General features: G+C 61.6%; 16 protein-coding genes and 1 tRNA gene. 3 read left to right on the top strand and 14 right to left on the bottom strand.

From position 1 onward, the window contains the following. The first annotated feature begins 66 nt into the window (after positions 1 to 66). The 3 genes from IPP35_11695 (at position 67) to IPP35_11685 (ending at position 3,249) form a co-directional block, all read left to right on the top strand. The gene (locus tag IPP35_11695; protein MBL0059738.1) at positions 67 to 1,218 is read left to right on the top strand and encodes an ATP-binding protein; all 1,152 of its coding nucleotides are present in this window, start codon (positions 67 to 69) and stop codon (positions 1,216 to 1,218) included. Positions 1,219 to 1,559: 341 nt separating this feature from the next. After that, a complete protein-coding gene (locus IPP35_11690; GenBank protein ID MBL0059737.1) occupies positions 1,560 to 2,885 on the top strand; it encodes an ammonium transporter in 1,326 nt (441 codons plus the stop codon). 22 nt (positions 2,886 to 2,907) lie between these two features. Further along, positions 2,908 to 3,249: a P-II family nitrogen regulator gene (locus IPP35_11685; protein ID MBL0059736.1), complete on the top strand. Its 342-nt coding sequence runs from the start codon at positions 2,908 to 2,910 to the stop codon at positions 3,247 to 3,249. 358 nt (positions 3,250 to 3,607) lie between these two features. Here the strand turns inward: IPP35_11685 and IPP35_11680 are convergent, their stop codons facing one another. The 14 genes from IPP35_11680 to IPP35_11615 all read right to left on the bottom strand — a co-directional run bounded on the left by IPP35_11680 (position 3,608) and on the right by IPP35_11615 (position 20,003). Next, positions 3,608 to 6,925: a UvrD-helicase domain-containing protein gene (locus IPP35_11680; protein ID MBL0059735.1), complete on the bottom strand. Its 3,318-nt coding sequence runs from the start codon at positions 6,923 to 6,925 to the stop codon at positions 3,608 to 3,610. Further along, a complete protein-coding gene (locus IPP35_11675) occupies positions 6,922 to 9,960 on the bottom strand; it encodes an exodeoxyribonuclease V subunit gamma (GenBank protein MBL0059734.1) in 3,039 nt (1,012 codons plus the stop codon). The genes IPP35_11680 and IPP35_11675 overlap by 4 nt, the downstream gene beginning before the upstream one ends. A gap of 83 nt (positions 9,961 to 10,043) precedes the next feature. Next, complete coding sequence (locus IPP35_11670) at positions 10,044 to 10,415, bottom strand: tetratricopeptide repeat protein (GenBank protein MBL0059733.1); 372 nt, start codon at positions 10,413 to 10,415, stop codon at positions 10,044 to 10,046. Further along, the gene (locus IPP35_11665; protein MBL0059732.1) at positions 10,391 to 10,789 is read right to left on the bottom strand and encodes a hypothetical protein; all 399 of its coding nucleotides are present in this window, start codon (positions 10,787 to 10,789) and stop codon (positions 10,391 to 10,393) included. Before IPP35_11665 ends, IPP35_11670 begins: the two co-directional genes overlap by 25 nt. A gap of 6 nt (positions 10,790 to 10,795) precedes the next feature. After that, entirely contained in the window at positions 10,796 to 11,638 is an 843-nt protein-coding gene (locus tag IPP35_11660) for a prohibitin family protein (GenBank protein MBL0059731.1), read from the bottom strand. Positions 11,639 to 11,690: 52 nt separating this feature from the next. Beyond that, positions 11,691 to 11,776: transfer RNA gene (locus IPP35_11655), tRNA-Leu, on the bottom strand. A gap of 46 nt (positions 11,777 to 11,822) precedes the next feature. After that, positions 11,823 to 12,308 carry a thermonuclease family protein gene (locus IPP35_11650; GenBank protein ID MBL0059730.1) on the bottom strand — a complete coding sequence of 162 codons (486 nt, stop codon included), beginning with the start codon at positions 12,306 to 12,308 and terminating at the stop codon, positions 11,823 to 11,825. A 14-nt stretch (positions 12,309 to 12,322) separates the two neighbouring features. Beyond that, positions 12,323 to 13,687 carry a TrpB-like pyridoxal phosphate-dependent enzyme gene (locus IPP35_11645; protein ID MBL0059729.1) on the bottom strand — a complete coding sequence of 455 codons (1,365 nt, stop codon included), beginning with the start codon at positions 13,685 to 13,687 and terminating at the stop codon, positions 12,323 to 12,325. A 121-nt stretch (positions 13,688 to 13,808) separates the two neighbouring features. After that, on the bottom strand, positions 13,809 to 14,903 hold the full coding sequence (locus IPP35_11640; protein MBL0059728.1) for an LOG family protein: 1,095 nt from the start codon (positions 14,901 to 14,903) through the stop codon (positions 13,809 to 13,811). Between the two features lie 53 nt (positions 14,904 to 14,956). Further along, the gene (locus tag IPP35_11635; GenBank protein ID MBL0059727.1) at positions 14,957 to 15,511 is read right to left on the bottom strand and encodes a hypothetical protein; all 555 of its coding nucleotides are present in this window, start codon (positions 15,509 to 15,511) and stop codon (positions 14,957 to 14,959) included. Next, positions 15,463 to 16,329, bottom strand: a complete 867-nt coding sequence (locus IPP35_11630) for an FAD-dependent oxidoreductase (protein ID MBL0059726.1) — start codon at positions 16,327 to 16,329, stop codon at positions 15,463 to 15,465. The genes IPP35_11635 and IPP35_11630 overlap by 49 nt, the downstream gene beginning before the upstream one ends. A gap of 12 nt (positions 16,330 to 16,341) precedes the next feature. Then, the gene (locus IPP35_11625; GenBank protein MBL0059725.1) at positions 16,342 to 18,090 is read right to left on the bottom strand and encodes a hypothetical protein; all 1,749 of its coding nucleotides are present in this window, start codon (positions 18,088 to 18,090) and stop codon (positions 16,342 to 16,344) included. A 74-nt stretch (positions 18,091 to 18,164) separates the two neighbouring features. After that, positions 18,165 to 19,022 carry a hypothetical protein gene (locus IPP35_11620; GenBank protein ID MBL0059724.1) on the bottom strand — a complete coding sequence of 286 codons (858 nt, stop codon included), beginning with the start codon at positions 19,020 to 19,022 and terminating at the stop codon, positions 18,165 to 18,167. Then, complete coding sequence (locus tag IPP35_11615) at positions 19,023 to 20,003, bottom strand: lamin tail domain-containing protein (protein MBL0059723.1); 981 nt, start codon at positions 20,001 to 20,003, stop codon at positions 19,023 to 19,025. Positions 20,004 to 20,006: the final 3 nt, after the last annotated feature.

Genomic DNA, 20,006 nt, shown 5'->3' with positions numbered 1-20,006 from the left:
CGCGACGCGCCGGGCGGAAAAAGGCCCTTCTTCATCATGATAAAACAAAGTATACTTTCTTTTATCATGTTTAATCGCATGCAAACATTTCCCCGATTAAAGCGCGAGACGTGCTTTTTTTGGGGACCCCGGCAGGTGGGCAAAAGCACCTGGCTGGAGAAATCGTTCCCGACGGCCCGGTTTTATAATTTGCTTTTGTCGGATGACTATGACCGTCTTCAAAAAAGACCTGCTCTTCTGCGGGAAGAACTGTTGGAAAACCCGACCCTCGCCCGTCGTCCCATCATTATCGATGAAGTTCAAAAGGTGCCGGCTCTTCTCGATGAGGTGCAATGGCTGATCACCCACTCAAAATTCCAGTTCATCCTGTGTGGATCCAGCGCTCGAAAACTTAAAAGAGGGGGCGGGAACCTGCTGGGAGGGCGAGCCCTTCGCTATGAAATGTTTCCCTTGGTCTCCCGGGAAATCCCCCGCTTTCGCCTGGACTGGGCTTTGAACCGTGGGTTGATTCCCCGGCACTACCTTTCCAATAATTACACGGAAATGATGCAGTCGTATGTTGTCGACTATCTCCGAGAAGAGATCGCCCAAGAGGCGCTGGTGCGCAATGTTCCCGCTTTCCATCGGTTCCTGGAATCGGCGGCTTTCAGCAATGGGGAAATCGTCAATGAACTGAATATTGCCCAAGAGTGCGGCGTCAGCGGTCCCACCGTGCGGCAATACTTTGAGATATTGGAGGACACGTTGGTGGGTCGCTTTCTCCCCGTTTTTCAAAAAAGGCCGAAACGGCGGGTGATCCGATCGCCGAAATTTTATTACTTTGATGTGGGACTCGCTAATTTTCTTCTCAAGAGGGGACCCATCGTTCCGAAAAGCGAATCTTATGGAAAAGCTTTTGAGCACTTCCATTTTCAAGAATTATTGGCGCACAGCCATTACTCGGGGATACGGTATCCCCTCTCCTATTGGCGCACGGCCTCCCAGTTGGAAGTTGACTTCATTCTCGGAGATCACGAGGTCGCGGTGGAAGTTAAATCCACGGACATGGCCCAACCACGCCACGCCAAGGGTCTCATGGCCTTCGCGGAAGAATACACGGTCAAAAAGCTGATCCTGGTGACGCACGACCCCCGCCCGCGTCAAATGGGCCTTGTGCACGTCCTTCCCTGGGCCGATTTCCTACGCCGACTATGGGATGGAGAAATCATCGCCTCGTAAGACCCCTCCGAAAAAAACCTCGCGATCATGCACCTGATCGTTTTCCTCGGCATGCCCATGGTCCTGGCCTACACCGCCGGGAGCTTTTAGGTTTTCCGCGGAAAGGTCGAACTCGGAAAATTCAGTTACTGAATAAATTGACAGCGACCATCAGGGCAGTGTAGAATCCTTTGTCGGCACAGCGCTGTGCCGACAGATTCAGACAACGACGTTCCGGTCCAATGGGACCTGAGAGCGGACGGGGTCGGAGACATGGACGTCTCGCCGCGCGGCACTTGCCGCGACGCGAGGCGTTTTTTATTCCGCCCCCCGCTGAACCATTTAAGGAGGTCACTGCTGACATGAAACGAATTCGACATTTGGTCCTTGGTATTTTTGCCTCGCTCCTGGCGCCCGCCCTATGGGCGGAAACCGCGGGAGAGATCACCCCTTCCGCCGTGAGTTCCGGAGATACCGCCTGGGTGCTGGTGTCCGCCGCGTTGGTTTTGATGATGACGCCGGCCCTCGCCTTTTTTTACGGCGGGCTTGTGCGACGAAAGAACATGTTGTCCGTTCTCATGCAGTGTTTCGCGGTCATGGGACTGATCACGGTGCAATGGGTGGTGATGGGGTACAGCCTCTCTTTCGGGCCCACCATTGGGGGCCTCGTTGGAAACCTTCAATGGCTCGGGTTGAACGGCGTGGGACTGACGCCCAATACCGACTACGCGCCCACCATTCCGCACCAGGCCTTCATGATCTACCAATGCATGTTCGCCATCATCACGCCGGGCCTTATTTTGGGCGCCTTCGCCGAACGGATGAAATTTTCCGCCTACGTTCTCTTTTCCCTTCTTTGGAGCACCATCGTCTACGACCCCGTGGCCCATTGGGTGTGGGGCACGGGAGGGTTTTTGAAACTGTCCGGGGCCCTGGATTTCGCGGGCGGCGCCGTGGTCCACGTCAACGCCGGCGTGGCGGCGCTGGCCGCGGCTCTGGTTTTAGGGAAACGGCGGGGGTTCCCCACCCGCCTGTCTCCGCCCCACAACCTTCCCTTCGCGGTCTTGGGCGCGGGGATGTTGTGGTTCGGTTGGTTTGGGTTTAACGGCGGGAGCGCCCTGGGCGCCGGGGGTCTCGCCACCACGGCCTTCGTCTCCACCCACATCGCGGCGGCCACCGCCGGGCTTGTGTGGGCCGGGTTGGATGTCCTCGTGAACCGGCACGCCACCATGCTGGGCACCATCACGGGGGCCGTGGCGGGGCTCGTGGCCATCACACCGGCGGCGGGGTACGTCACGCCGCTCGGGGCCATGGCCATCGGGATCACAGTCGCCCTCATTTGTTTCGTTTCCGTGATGTACGTGAAAGTGAAATTGGGTTATGACGATTCCCTGGACGCCTTCGGCGTTCACGGGGTGGGCGGCATTTGGGGCGCCATCGCCACGGGGATTTGGGCCACGAAAACCGTCAATCCCGCGGGGGCCGATGGGCTTTTGCACGGGAACCCCGGGCTGGTTTGGATCCAAACCAAGGCGGTACTGGTGACGGGAATCTACTCCTTCGTTCTCAGCATCGTCTTGCTTAAACTGGTGGATGTGTTGGTGGGGCTCCGGGTTTCCGATCAGGACGAACGCATCGGCCTTGATCTCACCCAACACCGCGAAGCGGCCTACACGATCATCGACTAATCTTTTTTCAGGAGAAAACCCTATGAAATACATCGTTGCCATCATTCAACCGGACCGGCTGGACGACGTGCTGGACGCCTTGGAACAGAAGGCCATCCACCTGGTCACTGTCTCGAACGTCATGGGTCGGGGCCGTCAAAAAGGCATTTCGGAAGTCTACCGGAGCCACAAAGAGGGCGGGAGCCTGCTTAAGAAAGTGAAGGTGGAAGTCGCGGTGAACGAGGAATATGTTCAGCCGACGGTGGAGGCCATTCAATCGGCCGGGCGAACAGGGAACGTCGGCGACGGGAAAATCTTTGTTCTCGATTTGGGCCAAGTCATTCGGATTCGAACGGGAGAAACGGGCCGCCTGGCGATCGGATAAAAAGACACCGTCAAAGACCACCCCTCCCCGGCCCCGCATCAGCGGCTCTGGCGCCCCAAGTGTCCGGAGCTCTGCGACGGGCTCCCCTTGCCAAGGGGAGGGAGAAAAACCATGAGATTGTCGTGGTCTCTTTTAATCCCCTCCTTCCCAAGGAGGGGATTAAGGGGAGGTAAACCCTTCCTGTATCTCTTTAGCCGCCCGTTGCGTCCGACGGAGCATGGCTTTTGTGGTGGCCCCATTTAAGGGGCCACCGTTTTCCGGGGCGAGTTCTTCTAACGGAAGACCGCCCGATAAATCGGGCAACTACAAAAATCGCTTCGGAACGATAAAGAGACACCCCTTCCTCAACCTTAGATTCTTAAGCCTCCAGAGAAAGAGGCGGTTCCTCCAGAACGACACTCTCCCCGGTCCGTAAAAAGATCACCTCGAACCCGCAGGGCTCCCCCAAGGCTTTTTGAACGGCCGCGCGATAATCTCTTCCCTGTTCGGCATAACGGCGCGCGTGTTCTTTTTCTTCACCGGGGCGCACCCGGTCGGTTTTGTAGTCGGCCACCCAGAGCGCCGCGCCCCGACGGTATAGAAGATCGATGACGCCGCGAACCACGCCTTCCTTCTCCCCGAAAAGGAACGGCGCCTCCCGGGCTAATATTTTTTCCTGGGCGAAGGACCGCCCAACCGGCGATTGAAGGAAAGCGGAAAGAATCCCCGTCGCCTCCTCCGTCCATCGGGCCCAATCGGCGGCCGGATGCTCCGGCGCTAATAGAGCGGCGGTTCGGCCCACCGCGGGGGACACGTCGGTGGGGCTTCCCCACTCCCAGGTTTCCAGGACCGCGTGGCACAAACGACCCAGAAGGGCGGCTTCCGCTGAGGGGAGGCTGGGCTCTCCCCCCGCGATCTTCTCCGACTCCTGGGTTTTTGACGATGGACTGCGGAACAGGGGCCGCCCTTGGATCTCCGCCCCGAGGACCTTCCGTTTTTCCCAAGAACGGACGAGCGAGGGCGTCAGACGGTTTTTGCCTGGGGATTCCCCCTTCGGCCAACGGGGTTCGCCCCCGGTCTCCCGCGAGACAACGGTGACCGGCAGGCGAAGGCCATCGGCCCATTCCCAGGCCCCTACCCCCCGTCGGGCCGCCCCGCTCAACATGCCCATGAAAGACCCGAGGGCGATCTTTTCATTTCCGACGAGGATCACCTGTTCCCGGGCCCGGGTGGCGGCCACGTAAAAGAGCCGAATGGACTCCTCCGCCTCCCGGCGGCGTTCGTCGCTTTCCAGGAAAACCATTTCAAGGTCCGCCCATTTCTTTTGGACGAGACGATGACCCACCCGCCCCTCGGCCCAATCCTGACGAAGGGCCGGAGGATGACGGGCGCCGCCCTGGACCTTCGCGGAAAGGTTGGGCAAAAACACCACCTTGTATTCCAACCCTTTGGCCTTGTGGACCGTCAAAAGCCGGACCGCCTCCACTTTTTCCTCCCCCAAGGAGCTTTCCCCCTCTTCCCGGCCCTCCGCCACGGCCGCCATGAGTCGGCGGGCGAACCCGTCCAGGGTTTCTCCCCGGGCCGCGCCCGCCTCCGCCGCCAATCGGGCCAGTTTGAACAGGTTGGACACGCTTTGTTCGCCGTAATAGGCGGCGGCGGAAGCGGCCAACAGCGGGGTTTCCCGCAGGAGACGGGCGCACACCTCGCCTAAACTTTCTCGTTGCGCCGCCGCGCGGAGCTGTCCCAACACACCGAAGAAATCAGCGATCGTTCGAGAGACCTCCGGGGGAAGCCCCTCGGGGGGAAGCAGCCGATCGTCCAGTCGACCCGCTTCGGCCAGGGCCAGGAGGTGGCGGTCTTCCAAAAGAACCATGGGGGACCGCAACAGTCCCACCAAAGACACCCGGTCGGCGGGATCCTGCACGACACGAAGAAGGTTAAGAAAATCCATCACCTCCGGCGTGCCGTAAAAAGCCCGGTCGCTTTCCACCAAATAGGGAATCCGGGCGGCCTTCAGGGCCTCCATATAGACCGTTAGAGCCGACGTGGACCGAAAGAGGAGGGCCACATCGCCCAACCGCCAGGGACGCCCGGACCCCTCCGGTCCGCATCGGTCCACGATCCATCGGGCGATCCAGCGAGCCTCGGCCTCCTGACCCAAGGAAGAAGAGTCCTCCCCTTTTGAACCCGCCGGAACGATCGCCAGTTCAACGCCTCCGTTGTCCGGCCCTCCTCCCGGCCGAGGGAGCAAAGGCAAATAGGCGGGTTGCAAACCGGGGGCCTCCCGCATCAAGTCGGTGAAAAGTCGGTTGACCGGACCCACGATTCCTTCGTGGGTCCGAAAACTGGTTTGGAGATCGCACTTGCGCCCGCCCTGGGCGATAACAAGAGAGACAAACGCTTCGTAAGCTCGAATGTCGGCGCCGCGAAACCGATAAATGGATTGTTTTAGGTCCCCGACGATAAATAGTTTTCCAGGCGCGAGCGACACCTCCTTCCAGGCGGCCGCCTCGGATTCCGCCCGCTCGGCCAAGAAGAGCAACAGTTCCCCCTGGAGCGGGTCCGTGTCCTGAAACTCATCCACCAAAATCGCCCCGTAGCGGGATTTCAATTCCCGCCGAACTTCAGGGTGCTGGGCCAACAGGTTCCGCGCACCGCTCAAAAGATCGTCAAACCCCATCCACCCGGCAGCACGGTAACGGGCCCGGCAGTGGTCCAGAAAAGGAGACAAAAGCTTCCGCACGCGGGCCAGCGCCGCTTCGCCAACCGGAGAAACCGCCTTCGCCACGGCGCAGGCGTCCTCGTACACCGTTTCCCCTTCTAACTCTTCCCACTCGCCGGGCCACGTTTTAGGAGCTTCTTTCCAGTCGTCCGCCTCGGGCCACGGACCCCAGGGGTCCCGCGCCACCTGTTCCACCGCGCGGAGGCGTTCGGCAATCCGCTGGATGGACTCCAGCATTTTCCCCCGTCGGGGTTTGGGTTTTCCCACCGGCACCCGTTCGAGGGCCATCCGCCATTCCGCCAGACGATCGGCGGAGAAGGTTCGATCCAATAGAGCGGGCGAAGAACGGGCCAGAGCGCGAGCCAGGGTCGCCACATCCCCCAACCCCACCCGGGGCAAAACCTCCCGCCACAGCTCCACCGCGGGCCCCCCGGGAATGAGTTCTCCCTCCAACCAACGTCCCCATTCCCGCTCGAAAAGTTCCTCGAAGGCGTCCCCTCTATCCACTTGAAAGTTCGGGTTCAACCCGGCTTCTAAGGGAAACAGTTGGAGCAGGGTTTTGCAAAAACTGTGGATGGTGCCGATGGGGGCGCGGTCCAGGTCCCGCAACGCGTCCCCCGCCATGAGGCGCAGGCGTTCTTCCGTCGCCCCGAATTCGGCCCGGGCCTCCGCCAGCCAAACCTCCGTCCGCTCCCCGCGTTTCGCCGCCAAGGGACGTCCCTCCAACCGTCGCAGGAGATCGTTCAACCGATCGGCCAGCCGCAGTTTGATTTCCCCCGCCGCTTTCTCCGTAAAGGTCAGCGCGACGATCCGAGTGACGGAAAGGCCCTCCCGTTCCGGCCCTCCCGCCAAAAGGAGAAAGAGGAGGCGATCCGTCAAGAGGGTGGTTTTCCCCGTTCCGGCTCCCGCCTCCACGACGACGTTCACATCCAATTGTTTCCGGGCGACGTCCCGGGAAGGCCGGTCAGCGGTCATGGGAGATCTTCTTTTCCCGCGGGGGCCAGGTCCGCTGGGGTCTCGGAACCCACGTCCCCTTCGCATCTTTTTCGGGTAGGTCCATGGGCTTTTCGGCAGGCTCGGGCGAAATCGCAGAAACGGCAGTGCCCCGCGGGGCCGTCCGATGGGCGGATGAGAAAGCGTCCGTTGGTGAGAGTGGAAAGAAGGGCTCTTTGCCGGACCTCGATTTCACCCCGTTTCTCCCGCCAAACCGCCTCAGAGAACTCTTCCGTCTCGTTGGTCGCCAGGTATTCGAAGCGAACCCCGGCCGCACGGGTTTCCGGTCCCCAGGTTCTCTGGGCCTCCAGCAATTCCAGATAGGCCGGCGCCTGATGCACATGCCCCTCCAGCACGCGCTCTTCCAGGGATTTGTCACGGATTCGGTTCTTGTAATCCACGACAAAATACCGACGGGACACGGGGTTCCAGTCCACCCGGTCCAACCGGCCGGACCAAAGGAATTCGCCGTTCCCCATGGGGGCCTGAAGCCCCCACTCTAATTTTTCCGGTCGGAACCCCTCCGCCTTTAGCCTCGCCAGGTCCCGGTCCACGAAAGAAACCAATTGGCGCTCGACGGTGTTTTGAAGCGCTTCCCAAAGAAGGGGGTACGGTCCGCCCGACGGGTCCCCCGACGAAGAGAAGAGGGCCCGGGTTTCGGCGCGAACCCGGACCACGGCCTCTTCCGGGGCCGGAAGATCCTGGGAAAGGAAACCGGCGTAGACCCGTTGGAGGATCGCGTGCTGAAGAGTGCCGACGAAGAAGGGGCTCACGCTCTCTCCGTCCCAGGTCGCGCGGGGATCCCTGAGACCCACCAGACGAGAAAGGAAGAATTCGAAGGGGCAATCGCCAAGAGTCTCCAGCGCGCTGGGGGAGAGCCCCCGCGAGGCGCGCCGGGAGAGGTACGCCTCAGGGCGCCCCACCAAACCGTCCACCCCCGTGGGCCCCGCCCACGCCGAGATCTTGGCGGCCCGCTGGACGATCCGGCCCCATTCGCCGGAAAGAGGTCGAGCCTCCAGAAGGTCGGCCAATCCCGCCTCTTGAACCGTTAAAAGACCCCGGGGAACGGCGTTCCATTTCTCCAAGGGGGGGCGAGGCAAGCGCTCCGCCTCGTCCAACGACATTCCGGCCGCCCGCGCGAGTTCCCTCAAATAGAGAGAGGGGACTTCCGCCCGGCCGTCCTCCCGGGAGCGTGAATAAAGCAGGTAAAGTTTTTCCCGAGCCGAAGAGACCAGCAGGGTGAACAAGAGTTTTTCCTCGTCGTACCCCTCCAGTTTTGGAAGGATCCAGTAGCCCCCGGGGTCCCGAAGAATCCGTCGTAGGTCGTCCCCCAAAAGAGGATCTTCCCGAACCACCCGGGGGAACACGCCTTCCTTGAGACCCACGAGAAAGAGGGCGCCAAAACTCTCGCCCCGCGCCTCCATGGCCCCCAAAACCCGCACCCCCTGCGCGGGCCCGGTCCCCGGGCGCCGGGCGCGGCGCAGGGCCTCAACGAAGGTCTCCGAAAATTCCGCGTCGTCCACCGGCGGGGAGAAACGGTCCAGTTCCTCCAGGCGTTCCAAAATGGCCTCCATTTGATCCAGCACCGGCACGGTCTCCGGGTTTTTAACGATCAGCCGTTCCATGCGCCGCCGGGCGCGGCGGGCGTGTTCCACCCAAGGAAAAATTCGTTCCTCCGTCTCCGCGCTCACACGAACCGCAAAATCTTTGAGGGCCTGGGGAGGAAGCGCGGGCCGGAGCGGGTCGGGGTTTTCTTCGCGTCCCATCGGCGACCCCTCCAGCAAATGAGCCAGGCCCGCCCGGGGTCCGCCTTGGAGCAAGTAAGCCCGGGCTTCCGAGCGGGAAGGCCCCGCGAAGACCTCATCTTGAAGACAAGGGGAACCGATGACGTCCAAAAGAGCGTCGCGTTCGTGACCCCGACCGGATATCTCCATCAGGTCCAACGCCAACCGCGCCGCCGGGTGGGACAGGAGCGGCCCCCCTTCTGAAATGGAATAGGGGATGCCATGGGCGCCGAAAATCTCCGGAATTAATTCCGCGTAAGCGTCCAACCCCCGCGCCACCACGCCGATGTCCTCCCACTCCAGAGGGGACCGACGTTCCCGAAGCTGAAGTATTTCTTTGGCCACCTGCCAAAGCTCGTCGCGTTCTCCCGAAACATCGATGATCCGAACATTTTCTCCCGCCTGAACGGGCGGCGACCCTGGGTCAAACAATCCGCCCAGCGCGTCCCCCAGTGGCCCCTCACCGATCGCCGTTTCGTAACGTGAACCGCCGACCCCAACGGATATTTTAAGGTCCAGAAATCGCTCGGCGAATTTCCAGCCCGCGTGCCCTTTCACGCAGGGGAAAAAAAGGGTCACCCGCCCTGGGCCGGCCACCGCGCTCAAAAAATCCGATTGGGCCCCGTTTAAATCATAGAACCCATAGTAAAGCAATTCGTCAAACCCCGCCAAAATTTCCGGGTGGCCTTCCACGGCGACCGTCGCCATCCGGCCCAGATCGGCGGACCCGGCCACGTTCAAACTCGCCAACCGCTCGCGGTAACGGTCGGCCAGGTTCAAAAAACGATACAGCTTCCCTTCGCCGGGGATCTCCATATCGCCGAAGTGTTCACGGAAACTCGCCGTTTCCACCCCCGCTTCCACCAGGTCTCGAAGCGTGGCTCGATGGGCCCCCGCCAAGGCGCGGGCGCGATCCGGCTCCCACCCTCCGCTTTCGATCAAGAGCGTCTCCACCAACCGCTCGTGAAATAGGTCGTCGTTGTTGACCGCGGGAAGAATCGCCCCCGACGCGCGAAGGAGGTCCAGAGAAAGGCTGTGGAGGGTGTGGAAGCGAAGGTTGAAAAAGGCCAAGCCGCGCTCCAAGGCCAAGAGACGTTGGAGCCGCTCCGCCATGCGTTGGGAGGTGGTCACGACCCCCACCCGTCTCGCCGGTCCCGGGGGACGGGCCGTCAGATGGGAGACAAAGGCTTTTTCAAGGAAACCGTAGGGACCGCAAACGAGGGAAAGGGGCATGGTTGGTCTCCCCGCGCCGTCCGGGAATGTTAGAGATTATAAAACTTCCACCAGGACTTGGCCCATTCCCTTCGTTTTTCTATTTATTTTCGCAATTCCGCCAAGACCCGCTTGCTTCGTTGAATCCAGTCGCGCTCCAGGCGCCGGTAGATTTTTCCCGAGCTTTTCGCCTGCGAGAGGACCTGTTCAAGAATCTTCTTAGCTTCCTCTTTCCGGCCCAACCGCGCCAAAAAGAGCCCCTGCCGGAAAAAGGCCTCGGCGCCGGAGGCGTGGGCAGCGGCCCGTTCATAGAAGCGCAGGGCGTCGTCCACCCGACCTTTCTTCTCGAGCGTTCTCGCGATAAGGAGTTCCCGTTTCGCCGGTTGGACTTCGGGTTTTGACTTTTCCAGGAGCTCCAATGGAACCAGGGCCAGATCGGGCGACCCAGCCATCAGATGGGCCCGCGCCAAGCCCAACAGAATTTCAGGGTCATCCTTCCAATGGCCCTCCAGACATTCCTGAAAAAGGGCCAGCTTGGGTCCCGCCCGAGTTCCAGGAGGAACTCGGCCAGGGCTTGCCGGTTGGCGACCGTATCGGTCATTTCCAGCTGTTCCCGCAGACGCTTCAACTGTCGACCGGGGATCCAGGACGACAGAGTCTCCTCCCAAAGATCCCAGAGAGATCCCCGGCGTATGTCGGGAAGAATTTCCGAGAAGAAATAGATCAGCGTTCCCGCTCCGGGGAAGAGAAGGATGATCCACAACCAATAGGACTCTCGGCCGTTACGAAAGGCGTGGACGGCCGCGAGGATTTGGAAGATCGGGATGAGAAGAGCGAAGCCTCGAACCAAAAGCAACTACTTGTCCCCCAAAATAATGGGGAGTCCGTCCTTGCCGCTTCCAATGACGACAATTTTGGCGTTGGGGCTGTTGGCGAGGTCCTTGGTGGCTTCAATCCCTTTCCAGCGAAGGAAACTGTCGTTCAACCCGCGGGTGACGATCGCTTGGAAATCGGCGATGCCTTGGGCTTCAATCCGCTTGCGGTCCGCCTCTCGCCGTTCCTTTTCCAAAACGAATTTCATCTGCTCCGACTGTTGTTCCGCCTCCAACTTCTTTTCGATGGCGGCCCCCAGCACCGGGGGCAGGGCGATGTTTCGGAGGAGGACATTTTCCATGGTGATGCCGCGGGTTTCAAGGAGCGGGGCGAGAAGTTTTTTGATTTCGCTGGAAATCAACTCCCGCTCGGAGGTATAGAGCGCCTTCGCTTCGTACACCGATGTGACGCCGCGAATGGTCGACCGGAGTTGGGGAAGCACGACGACCTCCTCAAATACGGGCCCGATGGTCCGGTAGACCTCCGCCGCTTTCTCCGGTTTTAGACTGTAGAGGAGGGAGGCCTCCAGTTGGAGAACCAGGCCCTCTTTGGAGGGGACATTGGCGGATTCCTTGATCTCCTGGGTCCGAACTGACATCTTGTGCACGCGCGCCAGCGGATTGATCAAATGGAGCCCCGCCGACAGGGGCCGGTCGGAGATATTTCCGAAAAGGTCCCGAACCCCCACATACCCGGCCGGAATGATCACCATCGATCGAAAAATCGCGATGACCAAAAGCAAAACGCCCAAGGCCGCCGGGACCGCCAAGGCCGACACGTTCGGCCTCTCCCGCCCAAACCCCTCATCATCCAAGGACTTCGTCATGGTTCCTCCCCCCCGGAATTCCGGGACCTCTTAAGTGATGGTTCAAAAAGCGTGCCCAGGGCGGGACTTGAACCCGCACGAGCCTTGCGGCCCTCAGGATTTTAAGTCCTGTGTGTCTGCCGATTTCACCACCTGGGCTAAAACGGGGCCAATCGATCCGATTTACCTAAAGAGAGTCGCTAAGCTACTTCTGAACCTTCCAGGGAGAGACGGGGTTGGGGTCCGACCAGAGACCCCGTCGGGCTTCTTTGGCTTTCCGTTCGAGGCGCTCCAACCGACGGTCGTCGGGGGCGGCGGTGCGGTTCCACCAGGCGAGCCCCTGCTTGACCAACATCTCGCTCAAGGATCGCCCGCCTGGAAGACGGATCTTGGCGAAAATGACGCCGTTCGCATCCCGGCTTTTGACCTCCACCGTCACCAATTGTTCAAAAACTTCCGTTGCGGTGAATTTTTTCGCCGCGGTCGCGAAGGGCTGGTCCGATCGGGGACATTGGGCGTCGAACAGACGAACTCGGGCGCTCCGGCCCTCGTTTAAAACCGTCACGGCGTGACCGGCGGCCACTCCCACCACCCGGCCCTGGAATTTTTCCCCGTCCGCGGCTCCCAACGCCGAGGACACGAAGACTCCGAAAAGGATAAAGGACGAGAGCCGGCCGGCGAAACGACGCATGCCTAGGTCCTGGTTCATGCCGACACGGAAGGCAGGCCCGCCAACGCCATGGCGAGTTCGCCCTCGTCCAGTTTCTGGTCGGTGAGTTTGCCCGCGCTGTAGTCCATGTAGGCCTGCATGTCGAAGTGCCCGTGACCGCAGAGGTTGAAGAGGATCGCCCGGGAGACGCCTTCCTCCTTGCACTTCAGGGCCTCGTTGATGGCGCCACGAATGGCGTGATTCGCTTCGGGGGCGGGGAGAATGCCTTCGGCCCGGGCGAATTGGACCCCGGCGGCAAAACAGGTCGTCTGGTGATAGGCCGTGGCTTCGATCAGGCCCAGGTCCATGGCGTGGCTCACGAGCGGGGCCATGCCGTGGTACCGAAGGCCCCCCGAATGGAAGCCGGGAGGGGTGAAGGTCGAGCCCAGGGTGTGCATTTTGGTCAAGGGGGTCAGGTGCGCGGTATCGCCGAAATCGTAGGCGAACTTGCCCCGGGTGAGGCTGGGACAGGCGGCGGGTTCCACGGCCACCACGCGAACTTTTTTTCCGCCCCGGAGTTGCGCTCCCAGGAACGGGAACACCAACCCGCCGAAATTCGACCCCCCGCCGGTGCAAGCGACCAAAACATCGGGGTAATCGTCGGCCATGGCCATCTGCTCGATGGATTCCAGACCGACGACGGTTTGGTGGAGAAGAACGTGGTTCAGGACCGAACCCAGGGCGTAATTCGTGTCGTCCCGCTGGGCGGCCACCTCCACCGCTTCCGAAATGGCGATGCCGAGGCTCCCCGGATGTTTGGGGTTTTTGGCCAAGATGGCACGGCCGGCGTTGGTTTCCTCCGACGGGGAGGCCACGCACCGGGCGCCGTAGGTTTCCATCAGCGCCCGGCGATAGGGTTTCTGATCGTAGGAGACCCGGACCATGAAGACCTGAACATCGATGCCGAACAGCGCCCCGGCGAAGGCCAGGGAGGACCCCCACTGGCCGGCGCCGGTTTCGGTGGCGATCTTTTTGATGCCCGCTTCTTTATTATAGAACGCCTGGGGGACGGCGGTGTTGGGTTTGTGGCTGCCGGCCGGGCTCACCCCTTCATATTTGTAATAGATCCGGGCCGGGGTATCCAGCGCCTTTTCCAGTCGCCGGGCCCGATACAAGGGCGACGGCCTCCATTGACGGTATATTTCTCGCACGGGAGAAGGGATTTCGATTTCACGTTCCCGCGACACTTCCTGAAGGATGAGAGACATGGGGAACAAAGGCTCCAAGTCGCCAGGGCCCACGGGTTGGTGTGTCCCCGGGTGAAGGACGGGGGGCGGCGGAACGGGCAGGTCCGCCACCAGGTTGTACCAAAATTTCGGGATGCGTTTTTCGTCCAGGAAATACTTCACGGTTTCGCTCATGGGAATCTCCTCCGAATGACCCCGGAGAAAATCCCGGGGGGTGCGGTGACTTATTTTATCATTCCTCGAACAGCGTGGAGGGAGTGGAATGACCGGGCGGCGGTTTTTTTTAGGCGCTTTTTCAGAATTCGTTCAGGGCGTTGATGAGGAGGCGGAGTCGGCCGAAATTGAAGCGGTTGAAGGGAAACACGAGCCGGGGGAGGTCGGGAAATTCCGACTCCTCGGGAAGGGCCGTTTGGTTCATGAAATGGGAGCCTTTCAGGAGAATGTCTTTGAATTCTCGTTCCATGACATCCAGATTCAACTGCGGGATGGGGCGTTGGAGCCGGATCACCATGCGGTCCCGCACATAGCGGAGGGAGTGGTAGTTCTTGTAGAAGTGGGCGATCTCGTCCGCCGCGTGGGTGATGGAATCCGTGACGCGGAAAAGGTTGAAGTCCTCTTCGGCGATTTTACCCCGCCGCAGGAGGTGCTTGCGGACGTATCGCTCCCAGTCTTTCCAATAATCGCCGCCCGGCGTGTCGATGAAAACGATGGGCATGGGGTCGGCTTTCCCGGTCTGAATCAAGGTCAGGACCTCCATCCCCTCGTCATGGGTGCCGAACCCGCCGGGGAAAAGCGCCACGGCGTTGGCCTCTTTCACGAACATCAGTTTGCGCGTGAAAAAAAAACGGCAATCGATGAACCGTTCGCCTTTGTCCACGAAAGCGTTGGTGCCCTGTTCATAAGGGAGGCGGATGTTGATGCCGAAACTGTGTTCGGCACCGGCGCCTTGGTTTCCGGCTTGCATGATACCGGGGCCGGCCCCGGTAATGATCATGAACCCGCGCTGGACCATTTTCCGCGCAAAAGCCCGGGCCTGCTTGTAGTCCACGTCGGAAGAGCGGGTACGGGCCGAACCGAAAATCGTGACTTTCCGCCGGTGGCGGTACGGGCTGAAGACGCGGAAACCGTAACGAAGTTCCCGCAAAGCGCGGCTCAAGATTTTGGCGTCACCCCGGCCCAGTTGGCTGTGTTGGGTTTTGAGCGCCGTCACGACGATCTCCCGCACCAAGTCGCTGATGTCTTCCTCCGCCACGTTGGAGGCGCGGGCCCGCTGAACCAGGGCGTCGATCTGGGCGGTGATCTCCGGGTCCCAGGCGTTGAAGGACTCCGTCCGAGAATCCTCGGAAATCCGCATTTCGTTTTGACCGTTTGGAAATTGAACATCCGTCATATAGGGTTACCTCGTGCCGAAAGCATGGCCCCGATGGGCCGATTTTTCAAGTCTTATTTCGCGTAATGCACCAAAACGTCTTCCACGTTCGACGGACGACTTCCGCCAAAAACCTTCCGTGCCAAGTGCCGGGCAAAGGCCACCCCCAACCACCCCAGGGCGTGGGCCTCGCGCAAGCGAGGATGGAGATCCAGCCACTCTTTTAGCCGCGTCGAAGGAGGCCCTCCGACGGTGGCGTCCGTGATTTTCTGTCCGTCCAGAGCCAGGGTTCGGGTCCAGCAAGGCCCTGCGGTTTTAAGGTATCGAGAAACCGCGTCCCCAGCCTCTTCCCCCATAAGACGGAAGTCTGACATTTTCCCCCCCGCCACGGTGACAAGACGGGAGGCGCCCTCCCGCCCATGATCGATGACCCGGAAACCCCGGGAGAGAAGTTTTTCAGGGCCTTTCTGCCCCAGGATGGGCCGGACCCCCACCGACGTTTCGGTAAAGTTTTCCGGAAACCCCTTAAAATACCGTCGGCAAGAGGCCATCAGGTATTGGATTTCCTCCCCGCTGGCGGTCAAATGGTCCGGACTCTCCGCGGCGGCCAGGTCCGTGGGGCCCACCAAGGTTTTTCCCTGCCCCGGAAGGATGAACACGTAACGCTCCCGATCCACCGCCTCCAGCAAAAGCCCATTTTCAGCGGCATGGCCCCCAAGGGGCTCGAAGGGTAAACCAAATGGGAGCCCTTCTGAAGTCGGAGGGAAACCTCCGCGCCCGCCAGGGCCGCGACGCGGTCCGCCCAGGGGCCCGCCGCATTGATCACCACTTGAGCCAAAAGAGTTTCTTCTTTCCCGTCCACGCCGCGAAGGCGAACCCCCCGAATCTCCGAGGAGTTTCCCATCCGTTCGAACCCGATCACCTCCACCCCGGTCCGGGCCTCCGCGCCCGCCCGAACAGCCGAATCGATGTTGGCCGCCACCAGGTGGACCGCGTCCACCCAGTATTCGTCGAAGAGCAGGCCCCCGCGCAATCCGTCGCGTTTTAATCCAGGCGCCAGCCGAAGGGTTTCTTCCGCCCTGAGGCGCCGGTGGGACCGGCCCTCTTTCATGGGTTGAAAACCGTCGTAGGATTCCAACAGGGTTTCCACGGTGTCCAGGCCCCGCCGATGGTCGCGGTAGACAGGCCAGAGGATCGGGAGCCGGGTCAGGAGCGGGCGGGCCATGCGCACGATGTGGCCGGAATCCCAACACGTGGCGTGGGTGGTCAGACGATCGTAAAGGAGATAGCGGAGGCCCCCGTGAATCAGGTGGCTGGACGCGGCGGTGGTGGCCCGGCCGAACTCGCCTTTTTCCACCAGGAGGGACCGGACCCCGCGAAGCGCCAGGTCCCGCAAAACGCCGGCGCCCGTGATGCCCCCCCCGATGACGATCGCGTCGTAGTTCATCCCGCCCTCATTCTATAATTTCGGGCCCCAACGTCCATCCCATTGAACGTGCCACGCCCGCCGGGCCGGGGCCGGATTCGACGATCGTCCCTCCGCCTGTTCCGGACGGCTGGTGATTTCGAATTTTCCCCAGAGGCGCGAGAGACCGATGTTCTGTCCAAAGATCACATAAGTCCTCGTCCCCGGCGACCCGCGAAGGTTTCCCTGGTTTCCCGCCAAGCGGTCGTAAACCACGCCGTCCCAAATTTCCTCGGGTCCCGTCGTGAGGTAGGCCTCGGGAGAGTTGAAAAAATAGGTCCGGACTTTGATCCGCGTTCCCGGATGCGGGGCGAACGCGGCGTCGGCCACCCACATTCGCCCCGACTGGCTTACCCCAAAGGCGGGGGTCCGCTCCAGACGGAGGTCGTGACGAAGCGTCCAGCGAACCCCGGGCGTCGGGTCCCAGGCCACGGCGCCCCTCCATTTCTGCGTCCGTTCGGCGACCTGGCGAGGAAACCCCGAAACCGGGTCCGGGAGATTTTTGTCTTCCAACCGCTCCTGAAACATAAGTCGAAGTTCGAGATCTTTTCCAGCGGCCCAGCGCTGGTCCGCCAAAAGGTAGCGGGCCTGGGATGGAGCGATGGGCCCCGTGTTGGTGCCGTCACCCACAGCCTCCGGGAACCGGGCGAAGGTCGCGTTGACCCGTCCCGCCCAGAACCCGACGACCCATTCTCCTCCCAGCACACCGCCGTTCTGGTTACGGGGAAGGTTTTCGGGCCCGCCGGAAACGCCGAAGGCCAATCCTTTTCCATGGGGAGAAATGAAATCCGGATCGTAGTCGAAGAGCCCCAGCCAGAAGTGGGAGCGCCCCGCCCCCCAAAGAGCGGACCCTGTCCACGCCGGCCCGCCGGGCTTGACCATGCCGGGGCCGGAGGAGCGGGAACGGGCGGCCTCAAAAACGAACCGCCATTCCTGGATGGCCGCTTCCACGTCCCCGCCCACCAGAGTCAAGCCGTCGCCGCGAAAGGCCCGGGCATCGGCGAATTGGTCGTCCACCGGATTGAAAGGGCGGCTGAACCGGAGGCCGAATCCGGACAGGCCGCCCTGGAGGACCCCGCACCGCCAAGCCAGCCGCCCCCCCGCCAGCTGTTCGGAGACGCTGTTGTTGTTCTCGAGGGCTTCGGCGGTCTGGACGTCGCCCGTTCCCTCGTGTAGGGTGTCGAGGTTGGCGTTCACGCTTCCGTCCGGGTTGAGCGGGAAATCCAGGGGTTTTTCGGAAGTGAACAGGTCCACCCCCAAAGGGCCGAGGTGGACCCGCGCCGCCGCCCCCCGGAGATGGTCGTTGGCGCTGGTGGTATAGTCGGGGCGGGGCCCCTTGTCTTTGACCTGGACCGGACGAACGAATTCCCCGAACCCGTCATAGAACAGGAGGCCTTGGCCCAAAGCCATCGTGAAGTTTCCGGCCACGGCCCGCGCGACGGGACCCCAGTCCCGAAGTTCCACGGCCCCTTTTAAAATCCCGTAACGGTTTAAATTTTCCATAGAAAGAGCGGGGCCCACACTGGCCCGCTTGGCCAGCCATCCGGCGCCCACGCGTCCCAGGGCCAACCGGGTCCGCTGGTAAAAATAGACATTGTGTTGGAGTTCCGGCGGCGCGGCGTCGTAGGTGGATCCCGGGGGAAGCACCTCCCGGGCGCGAACCCGAACCTCTCCGGAGAACCCAAGCCCAGGCGCCGTCTCCGGGTCCTCTCCGTCTTCGGTGCGCCGTTCCAGGTGGCTCACGGCGTCCTCTTCTCCCCGGCCCACGGAACCGAGGAAACAAAGAAGAACGGCCGCCGTCGGAACTGGCCGAGGGATCACGAACCTCGAAAGAAAAAAGAAAACGTAAACTGATGTTGGTCCGGCAGGGTGGAATGGGTGAGGAAAGCGTAGTCGAGGGCGAAGAGCGGACGGAGAAAACCCATCCCCAAGGCGAATCGATTGGGCCCGGTTTCAAAACCGGCCCGAAGCGCGAAAGCCGGGTGGAGCCAGGCCTCTTGCCCCGCCCGCCAGGAAACTCGCCCGCTCGACTCCTGAACGACGGCCAGGGAGGTGGATCCCCGGGCCAACAGATCCAGCGAGGCCCCCGCGGAAAAAATAGCCGGAGGCGCCTCGGGTGTGCCTCCTAAAGGGGACTGCGTCAGATTTTTGACGGTTATTCCTGCGGACAAAACGGGAAGGAGACGGCCGAAGACCCCCACGTCCACCTGATAAGCCCCAAAGCCTCCGTAACGGTCCATCGTGAGATCTTGCCGTTTCAACGTCACGCCCAGGCCCGCCCGGTCCGCCAGCCGTCCCCCCCAAGAGAGCCCCATTTCTCTTTCCCGATAAAGGGACGACCCGAAGTCCGTCAGGAACCCCCCAAAGCCTCCCCGATGTTCGGTCCTAAAAACCCCGCCGATGGAATTCATCGGCAGATCGTTTTCGCCAAACAAGCGCGCGTGCGCGAACGAGACGCCGGAGCGCTCGGAGAAAGCGAGCGAGGCCGGGTTCTCGTGGGCCGCGTCCAAACCGACGGTGGCGCCCACGAGGGATTCCCCCAGCGCGGCCGAACGGGCCGAAAAGGGTTTTCCTTCGAAAGCGGCAAAGAGACGGAGGCCCACGCAAACATGGAAGAGGACGCTCCCCGCCCAGAGGGAACGGAACCGGCTTCCCGCCGCCCGGTTCCGGCGCACTCAGGGTCTCCCCACCGCCACCGAAGCCCGGGCCCGCTGGGTTTCCCCCGACCCAGGATCGGCCGCCTCCAGGGTGGCCAGGTAGAGGCCGAGAGGGACGACGGTTCCGGCGTCATCCCGCCCATCCCAGGGAACGCTTCCGCTCGCCGTCCCCGAAAAATCCGCCCCCCCAACCTCCCGGTCGCCTTCCACGAGGGTCCTCACCGCGCGGCCTCGAACATCCAAGACGCGAATCGTTTTCATCGCCTCGGCGTTCGAGTTAAAATAAAAACGCGTCGTTTGGAACCAAGGGTCGGGATCGAAGGGTGAAAACGCGCGGCGGGCGGGATCGACGGTCAACGCGGACGGATACGGCGAGGGGGGAGGGGTGTTCGAGAGGCCTCGGGTGGGCCGCTGAAAAAACCGGAAATCGGAGGAACGGTCGGCGTCGACCCCATCCCGCCCTCGACCGATGCTGTAACCACCGCCGGAATCGGAAAGGGAAAAGACGTCGCCCAGGGTCCAAACCCCGGCGGCCACGGCGAAGGTTTGATCCCCGTTGGTCTCCCCATCGTAGGGGAGCACCGTCACCCAAGCCATAAAATCAGCCAGGGTTCCGGTGGACACCGTCGGGCCGTTGAACAGCGCGAGTTCGTCTTCCGTCGCGTTCAAATCCACCGTCGTCGCCGTCCCGCTGTAAACCGAACCGGTCCCATCCGAGAAATCCGAATCGGCGGGCCCCACGGCGTCCACGAAGACCACCAAAAACGAGCCCTCGGGAATCGGCGTTGGGAACGCGAGGTATATTTCTTTTCCCGCCGCGGTGTCCAAGTCCGTCAAGGTCCAGCGGTCCACGGACTGGGCCCCGGGTCCCGCGTTGAAAAGTTCCACCCAATCGGGAGACCCCGACGGTTCGTCGAAAGCGATTTCGTTGATGAGGATCGTAGCGCGGAGGAGGGCGGGGAGAAGGACGAACACCAGGACCACGGTGCGGCGTCCCATCCC

The organism is Elusimicrobiota bacterium, from assembly GCA_016721625.1.
In the GTDB taxonomy this organism is placed as follows: Bacteria; Elusimicrobiota; Elusimicrobia; order FEN-1173; family FEN-1173; genus JADKHR01.
The sequence above is the reverse complement of the archived record's forward strand: the minus strand, read 5'-3'. Positions and strand labels throughout refer to the sequence as shown.

Bases quoted from the DNA above. Each gene is read 5' to 3' on its own strand.
- IPP35_11695 (MBL0059738.1), top strand. From the start codon at position 67: ATGTTTAATCGCATGCAAACATTTCCCCGATTAAAGCGCGAGACGTGC.
- IPP35_11615 (MBL0059723.1), bottom strand. From the start codon at position 20,003: ATGGGACGCCGCACCGTGGTCCTGGTGTTCGTCCTTCTCCCCGCCCTC.
- IPP35_11685 (MBL0059736.1), top strand. From the start codon at position 2,908: ATGAAATACATCGTTGCCATCATTCAACCGGACCGGCTGGACGACGTG.
- IPP35_11645 (MBL0059729.1), bottom strand. From the start codon at position 13,687: ATGAGCGAAACCGTGAAGTATTTCCTGGACGAAAAACGCATCCCGAAA.
- IPP35_11675 (MBL0059734.1), bottom strand. From the start codon at position 9,960: ATGCCCCTTTCCCTCGTTTGCGGTCCCTACGGTTTCCTTGAAAAAGCC.
- IPP35_11640 (MBL0059728.1), bottom strand. From the start codon at position 14,903: ATGACGGATGTTCAATTTCCAAACGGTCAAAACGAAATGCGGATTTCC.
- IPP35_11650 (MBL0059730.1), bottom strand. From the start codon at position 12,308: ATGCGTCGTTTCGCCGGCCGGCTCTCGTCCTTTATCCTTTTCGGAGTC.
- IPP35_11630 (MBL0059726.1), bottom strand. From the start codon at position 16,329: ATGAACTACGACGCGATCGTCATCGGGGGGGGCATCACGGGCGCCGGC.
- IPP35_11680 (MBL0059735.1), bottom strand. From the start codon at position 6,925: ATGACCGCTGACCGGCCTTCCCGGGACGTCGCCCGGAAACAATTGGAT.
- IPP35_11660 (MBL0059731.1), bottom strand. From the start codon at position 11,638: ATGACGAAGTCCTTGGATGATGAGGGGTTTGGGCGGGAGAGGCCGAAC.
- IPP35_11690 (MBL0059737.1), top strand. From the start codon at position 1,560: ATGAAACGAATTCGACATTTGGTCCTTGGTATTTTTGCCTCGCTCCTG.